Origin of the sequence: Streptomyces sp. NTH33, from assembly GCF_003236365.1 — a bacterium.
In the GTDB taxonomy this organism is placed as follows: Bacteria; Actinomycetota; Actinomycetes; order Streptomycetales; family Streptomycetaceae; genus Streptomyces.
On the sequence record NZ_POTZ01000372.1, the window covers coordinates 1 to 6,908 of the forward strand.

General features: G+C 71.8%; 7 protein-coding genes. 1 reads left to right on the forward strand and 6 read right to left on the reverse strand.

What is annotated here, in order from left to right; genetic code table 11:
- The 6 genes from C1I97_RS27590 to C1I97_RS27615 all read right to left on the reverse strand — a co-directional run.
- Positions 1–1,121 (reverse strand): sensor histidine kinase (locus C1I97_RS27590; protein WP_111005856.1); only part of this gene is annotated, 1,121 nt, incomplete at its 3' end.
- A gap of 53 nt (positions 1,122–1,174) precedes the next feature.
- Positions 1,175–1,942: an ABC transporter permease gene (locus C1I97_RS27595; protein ID WP_111005857.1), complete on the reverse strand. Its 768-nt coding sequence runs from the start codon at positions 1,940–1,942 to the stop codon at positions 1,175–1,177.
- Complete coding sequence (locus tag C1I97_RS27600) at positions 1,939–2,874, reverse strand: ABC transporter ATP-binding protein (protein ID WP_111005858.1); 936 nt, start codon at positions 2,872–2,874, stop codon at positions 1,939–1,941. Before C1I97_RS27600 ends, C1I97_RS27595 begins: the two co-directional genes overlap by 4 nt.
- 313 nt (positions 2,875–3,187) lie before the next feature.
- Positions 3,188–4,024: a sugar phosphate isomerase/epimerase family protein gene (locus C1I97_RS27605; protein WP_111005859.1), complete on the reverse strand. Its 837-nt coding sequence runs from the start codon at positions 4,022–4,024 to the stop codon at positions 3,188–3,190.
- A complete protein-coding gene (locus C1I97_RS27610) occupies positions 4,021–5,196 on the reverse strand; it encodes a dihydrodipicolinate synthase family protein (RefSeq protein ID WP_111005860.1) in 1,176 nt (391 codons plus the stop codon). The genes C1I97_RS27605 and C1I97_RS27610 overlap by 4 nt, the downstream gene beginning before the upstream one ends.
- Positions 5,193–6,344: a Gfo/Idh/MocA family protein gene (locus C1I97_RS27615; RefSeq protein WP_111005861.1), complete on the reverse strand. Its 1,152-nt coding sequence runs from the start codon at positions 6,342–6,344 to the stop codon at positions 5,193–5,195. The genes C1I97_RS27610 and C1I97_RS27615 overlap by 4 nt, the downstream gene beginning before the upstream one ends.
- Positions 6,345–6,570: 226 nt before the next feature.
- Here C1I97_RS27615 and C1I97_RS27620 point away from each other — a divergent pair.
- Positions 6,571–6,908: LacI family DNA-binding transcriptional regulator (locus tag C1I97_RS27620; protein ID WP_441349158.1), on the forward strand; the 338-nt coding region annotated here is incomplete at its 3' end.

The following is a 6,908-nucleotide window of genomic DNA, read 5'->3' on the forward strand; positions in this document are numbered from 1 at the left end:
CGTGCGGTGCTGGTCATGGAGAGCGACGGGGTGGCCCCGGACCCGGGCTCCGGGCCCACCCCGTCGTTCTCCATGACCAGCACCGCACGGGAGCCGATCCGGAGGGAGAGGGTGCACTGCCTGGCGTTCGCGTGGCGGAGCACGTTGGTCGTGCCCTCCCGGACCACCCAGCCCAGGGCGGACTGGACCGGCTCGGGCAGTGTGCGCACTCCCCGGTCCTCGATACGGCAGTCGATGCCCGCGGCCAGCAGCACGCCTCGGGTCCCGGCGAGCTCCGTGTGCAGATCGGCCCGGCGGTAGCCGCGCACCACGTCCCGCACCTCACGCTGCGATGCGCGCGCGATCCGCTGCACCTCGACCATCTGGTCCACGGCAGCCGGTGAACCGCGCTGCGAAAGCTGCACCGCCAGCTCGCTCTTGAGCGCGATCACCGAAAGGTTGCGGCCGAGCACATCGTGGAGATCGCGGCCGAAGCGCAGCCGTTCCTCCGCGACCGCCAGCCGCGCCTGGGTCTCCCGGGCGGCGTCGAGCTCCCAGACCGCGGCCAGCAGCCAGGCGGAGAAGCGGGCCGTGAAGGCCAGCGAGAACCCCGCGACCAGCACGGTGGCGGTGAGGACGGTCGCCTGCCACAACGACGCCCCCGTCCCGACGGCCGGCGGCCCGACCAGCAGGCACGCGCCCACCACCAGTCCGCTGACGCGGAGCGCCGGACGGAGGTTGAGCGCGAGCGGCATCAGACCGACCGTCAGCGGCCCCAGCACCACCAGCGCGCTCGCCTCCTGACCGGGGAGTGCGCCGACCTCCCGCAGCGCCGGCGCGACGACGCTCGGCAGGACCGAAAGCACCGCGACGGCCGCCAGCAGCCCGGTCGGGCGCTCCCGGCGGTCCAGCGCCCAGTCCAGGGCACGGGAACACGCCAGACCGACGACCCCGGCGTGGACCGTGACCAACAGGGCCGAGCCCGCACGGACCGGAGCCGGCGCGTCGGCGAACGCGGCGCGCCCGCCGATGCCGACGGTCTCCGCCAACGCGAAGACGTAGAAGGTCCACCGGGTGTACAGCTCAATGCGCGCGGGATCGCTTCTCCGGTCCCACCAGGCGGTCAGTGCCCGCGGTGACACCACCACTCCTCCCCCATCTCCCTGCCGGCTCGCACAGGCCGTCCGGTCATCCGTCAACGTCGCGGTTCCCAACGGAACCACCGCTGCACGGCGAACACCAGCAGCACCGTCCAGACCACCGCCACCGCAAGTGCCCGCACCGTCCCGGACGCGTCCAGGCTGCCGAGCCAGCCACCCCGGACCACGTCCACCACCGGGGAGAGCGGCAGCAGCCTCAGGCCGCTCTCCACGGCATCCGGAAAGATCTCCAAGGGTACGAACAGGCCCGAGGCGCCCAACGACACCATCATCAGCGGCAGCGCCGTGATCTGTGCGCTCTCCACCGTCCTGGTCACGATCGCGGTGGCGGCGGCGAACGTCACCATCATGACCACCCCGAGCACCAGCCCCGCCAGCAGCAGAAGCGGCCGTTTCGGCAGTCCCACGTCCATCAGCAGCGCTCCCGCCGCGACCAGCACCACGCACTGGACCAGTGCCACGACCACCACCGGCAGCGCCGTGCCGGTCAGGATCTCCCAGTCCGCCGCCTCCCCGGTGCGCAGCCGCTTGAGCACCAGTTCCTCGCGCCGGGTGACGTACGCGGGGACCAGGTTCGCGTAGACGACCATGAGCAGCACGGTGGCGATACCGCCGGTCATCAGCACGCCCGTGAAGTGCAGGCCGGTTCCCGCGAGGTCGATGTCCTTCATCGTGGCCCGCATGAACACGACCATGCCCACCGGCAGCAGCGCCGCGGTGAACACCGCCGTACGGTTGCGCAGCAGAAGCGTCAGCTCGGCCCGTCCGAGCGCCCGCATCCGTCCAAAAGCCGCCGAGTTCATACGACACCCGCCTCCACCGTCTCGGGTCGCGGCTCCGGTGACCGGCTGATCTCCAGGAACGCCTCTTCCAGTGAGGCCGCCCGGGCGTCCAGCCCGGCCAGCTCCAGGTCCTGCTCCCGCGCCCAGAGCAGCAGCTCGATCAGGGAGTCCTGCAGCCGCTCGGTGCGGATCTCCACCCTGCGTCCGGTCACCACGGGGGCCAGCGGCAGCCGCCGCGGGTCGAGTCCGTCCGGCAGGTCGAAGCGGATACGGGACGGCCGGGCGGCGGTCACCTCGGCAGGTGTGCCCGAGACGACGATCCGCCCCTCCCGCATGATCGCCAGCCGGTCGGCGAGCTCCCCGGCCTCCTCCAGGTAGTGCGTGGTCAGCACCACCGTCGTGCCCCGGTCCTGCAGTTCGCGCACCAACCGCCAGGTGTCGCGCCGGCCCTCGGCGTCCATCCCCGTGGTGGGCTCGTCGAGGAAGAGCACGTCCGGCCGTCCGAGGAGCGCCAGCGCCAGATCGAGCCGCCGCCGCTCACCGCCGGACAGCTGCTTGACCCGCACCCCGGCGCGCCGGGTCAGCGACACCAGTTCGAGCGCCTCCTCGGCCGGCCGCGCACGGCTCGTGCACCCGGCCCACATCCGCAGCGTCTCGGTGACCGTCAGCTCGGAGGGGAAACCGCCCTCCTGCAGCATGATCCCGATGCGCGGCCGGACGGCGGCCCGCTCGCCGTAGGGATCGCGGCCGAACAGCCGGACCTTCCCCCCGCTCGGCCGGGCGAGTCCCTCGAGCAGCTCGACCGTCGAGGTCTTGCCGGCCCCGTTCGTCCCCAACAGGGCGAAGAGCTCGCCGCGTGCCACCGAGAAGGAGATGCCGCGAACGGCCTCGAAGCCACCGGCGTAGCTGCGCCGCACGCCGGTGGCCTCGATCACGTTCTCGTCGATTTCCATGGACCAAAGCGTTCCGTGCGCCGGTGGCGCCCGACAGTGCGGGCTGTCACCACTGCTCGTGACAAGTGTCATCGGTGCTCGGCACGCTCGCCCTCGCTGGCCCGCGGACACGGTTCGAGGGGGCCCGGTCCACAGACCGGGCCCCCTCGGCTTCCCCTCCGGTATCAGAACCCCCGCGATCCCCCCAGATCTCCCCCTCCAAGAGTCCTGACGTCAGCTACGACACTCGGGGTACGGGAAGGGTTGCACTGCTCGGCAGGATTTTTTCCCGGATCACCTGCTCGCCGGATCACGTGCTCACCGGATCACCTGTTCACCCGATCACGTGCTCCACGAACCGGGCCGCCGTCTCCGCCAGCACCTCCTTCCCCTCCCTCGCCCACAACTCCTCGTTGAACAACTCCACTTCGATCGCGCCGGTGTATCCCGCCGCCTCCACGTACCCCTTCCACTCCCGCATGTCGATCGCGCCGTCGCCGATCTGACCGCGGCCGTTGAGGACCCCCTCGGGCAGCGGGGTGGTCCAGTCGGCGAGCTGGAAGGTGTGGATGCGGCCGGCCGCGCCCGCGCGGGCGATCTGCTCGGGGGCGCGGTCGTCCCACCAGATGTGGTACGTGTCCACCGTCACGCCGACCTGGTGGGCCGGGAAGCGTTCGGCGAGGTCCAGGGCCTGGGCGAGGGTGGAGACCACGCAGCGGTCGGCGGCGTACATGGGGTGCAGCGGCTCGATGGCGAGCCTCACGCCGTGGGTCTGAGCGTACGGGCCCAGTTCGGCGAGGGCGTCGGCGATGCGTTCCCGGGCGCCGTGCAGGTCCTTCGAGCCGGGCGGGAGGCCGCCCGAGACCAGGACGAGGGTGCCGGTGCCGAGCGTGGCGGCCTCGTCGACCGCGCGGCGGTTGTCGGTCAGGGCGGCCGCCCGCTCGGCCGGGTCGGTGGCCGTGAGGAAGCCGCCCCGGCACAGGGTCGTCACCGTCAGGCCCGCGTCGCGGACGAGTTTCGCCGCCGCCTCCACGCCGTACGCCTGGACCGGCTCGCGCCACAGGCCCACGCCCGGTACGCCCGACTCGGCGCAGGCTGCCACCAGTTCGGGCAGGGACAGCTGCTTCACCGTCATCTGGTTGATGGAGAAGCGTTCGAGACCGGTGCTCATCGGTTCACCCCGTACAGCGACAGCAGGTTCCTCATCCGCTCCTCGGCGAGCTTCGGATCCGGGAACAGGCCCAGGCCGTCGGCGAGTTCGTAGGCGCGGGCCAGGTGCGGCAGGGAGCGGGCCGACTGCAGGCCGCCGACCATCGTGAAGTGCGACTGGTGGCCGGCCAGCCAGGCCAGGAACACCACACCGGTCTTGTAGAAGCGGGTGGGTGCCTGGAACAGGTGCCGGGACAGCCCGACCGTCGGGTCGAGGAGGGCGCGGAAGCCCTTGACGTCCCCGGTGTCCAGGACCCGTACGGCCTCGGCGGCCAGCGGGCCCAGCGGGTCGAAGATGCCGAGCAGCGCGTGGCTGTGGCCCTGCTCGTCGCCGGCGATCAGCTCGGGGTAGTGGAAGTCGTCGCCGGTGTAGCAGCGCACGCCCCGCGGCAGGCGGCGGCGCAGGTCGATCTCGCGCTGGGCGTCCAGCAGGGAGATCTTCACGCCGTCGACCTTGTCGGGGTGGGCGGCGATGACCTCCAGGAAGGTGTCGGTGGCCGCGTCCAGGTCGGCGGAGCCCCAGTAGCCCTCCAGCGCCGGGTCGAACATGGGGCCGAGCCAGTGCAGGATCACCGGGTCGGCGGCCTGGCGGAGCAGGTGGCCGTAGACCTCCAGGTAGTCCTCGGGGCCGCGCGCGGTGGCCGCGAGGGCGCGCGAGGCCATCAGGATCGCCTGCGCGCCGGACTCCTCGACCACGGCGAGCTGTTTCTCGTACGCCGCCCGGATCCCGTCGAGCGACCCGCCGTCGATCCGGTCGGTGCTCCGGCCGGTGATCTGGTCGGTGCCGACGCCGCAGGCGATACGGCCGCCCACGGCCCGCGCCTCCGCCGCCGACCGGCGGATCAGCTCGGCCGCGCCCGCCCAGTCCAGGCCCATGCCGCGCTGCGCGGTGTCCATGGCCTCGGCCACGCCCAGCCCGTGGGCCCACAGGTGGCGGCGGAAGGCGAGGGTGGCGTCCCAGTCGACGGCGGCCGGCGAGTCGGGGGAGGTGTCCGCGAACGGGTCGGCGACGACGTGCGCCGCCGAGAAGACCGTGCGGGAGGTGAGGGGGGTGCCCGGAGTGGGGGCGAAGGGCTCGGTGCGGGGCTCGTAGGCCCTGAGGCCGCCCTGGGAGTCCGGCAGGTGGAGGGTCACAGCGCGATCTCCGGTACGTCGAGGCGGCGGCCCTCGGCCGAGGACTTCAGGCCCAGCTCGGCGAGCTGGACGCCGCGGGCGCCGGCCAGCAGGTCCCAGTGGTAGGGGGCGTCGGCGTAGACGTGCTTGAGGAACAGCTCCCACTGGGCCTTGAAGCCGTTGTCGAACTCGGCGTTGTCGGGCACCTCCTGCCACTGGTCGCGGAAGACCTCGGTGACGGGGATGTCCGGGTTCCACACCGGCTTGGGGGTGGCGCTGCGGTGCTGGACACGGCAGTTGCGCAGGCCGGCGACGGCGGAGCCCTCGGTGCCGTCCACCTGGAACTCGACCAGTTCGTCGCGGTTGACGCGGACCGCCCAGGAGGAGTTGATCTGGGCGATCGCGCCGCCCTCGAGCTCGAAGACGCCGTAGGCGGCGTCGTCGGCGGTGGCGTCGTAGGGCTTGCCGTGCTCGTCCCAGCGCTGGGGGATGTGGGTGGCGGTGAGCGCCTGGACGGACTTCACCCGGCCGAACAGCTCGTGCAGCACGTACTCCCAGTGCGGGAACATGTCGACGACGATGCCGCCGCCGTCCTCGGCGCGGTAGTTCCAGGAGGGGCGCTGGGCCTCCTGCCAGTCGCCCTCGAAGACCCAGTAGCCGAACTCGCCGCGCACGGACAGGATCCGGCCGAAGAAGCCTCCGTCGATCAGCCGCTTCAGCTTCATCAGGCCCGGCAGGAAGAGCTTGTCCTGCACGACGCCGTGCTTGACGCCGGCGGCGTGCGCCAGGCGTGCCAGCTTCAGGGCGCCGTCGAGACCGGTGGCGGTGGGCTTCTCGGTGTAGATGTGCTTGCCCGCGGAGATCGCTTTCTCGATCGCCTCCTCGCGGGCCGAGGTGACCTGGGCGTCGAAGTAGACGTCGACGGACGGGTCGGCGAGGACCGCGTCCAGGTCCGTGGAGACGTGCTCCAGGCCGTGCTTCTCGGCGAGCGCCTTCAGGGCGTGCTCGCGGCGGCCGACCAGGACGGGTTCCGGCCACAGCACGGTGCCGTCGCCGAGGTCGAGTCCGCCCTGCTCGCGCAGGGCGAGGATCGAGCGGACGAGGTGCTGGCGGTATCCCATGCGCCCGGTCACGCCGTTCATGGCGATCCGCACCGTCTTGCGTGTCACGTCAGTCCCCTTCGTACGAACGTACGCGGTCCACGCGCCGCGTACGCCCCAGCGGTGACACTGGTGAGCGATACAGCAAGCGCTTTCTATGTACAGAGAAGCTAGCCTCTGAACAGCGGTCCGGACAAGAGCGTGTCCAGGGACGTGTTGTTCGAGGGGACGAACAAGGGGGCCCAGTGGCCGTAAGGTCTGCACGACACGCCGTGTCCGACGGTGGCCCCGCGGGCTGTGGACAGGGGCGTACGAGCACGTACGACGACGACATGCGCGACCAAAGGACGACGAGATGACGGTGACCCTGGCGGACGTGGCGGCCCGCGCCCAGGTCTCGCCCGCGACGGTGTCGCGCGTGCTGAACGGGAACTACCCGGTCGCCGCCTCCACCCGGGAGCGGGTGCTGAAGGCGGTCGACGAGCTGGACTACGTCCTCAACGGCCCGGCGAGCGCGCTCGCCGCGGCCACCTCCGACCTGGTCGGCATCCTGGTCAACGACATAGCCGACCCCTTCTTCGGGATCATGGCGAGCGCGATCCAGTCGGAGATCGGCGGTCCGGGGGGCCGGGC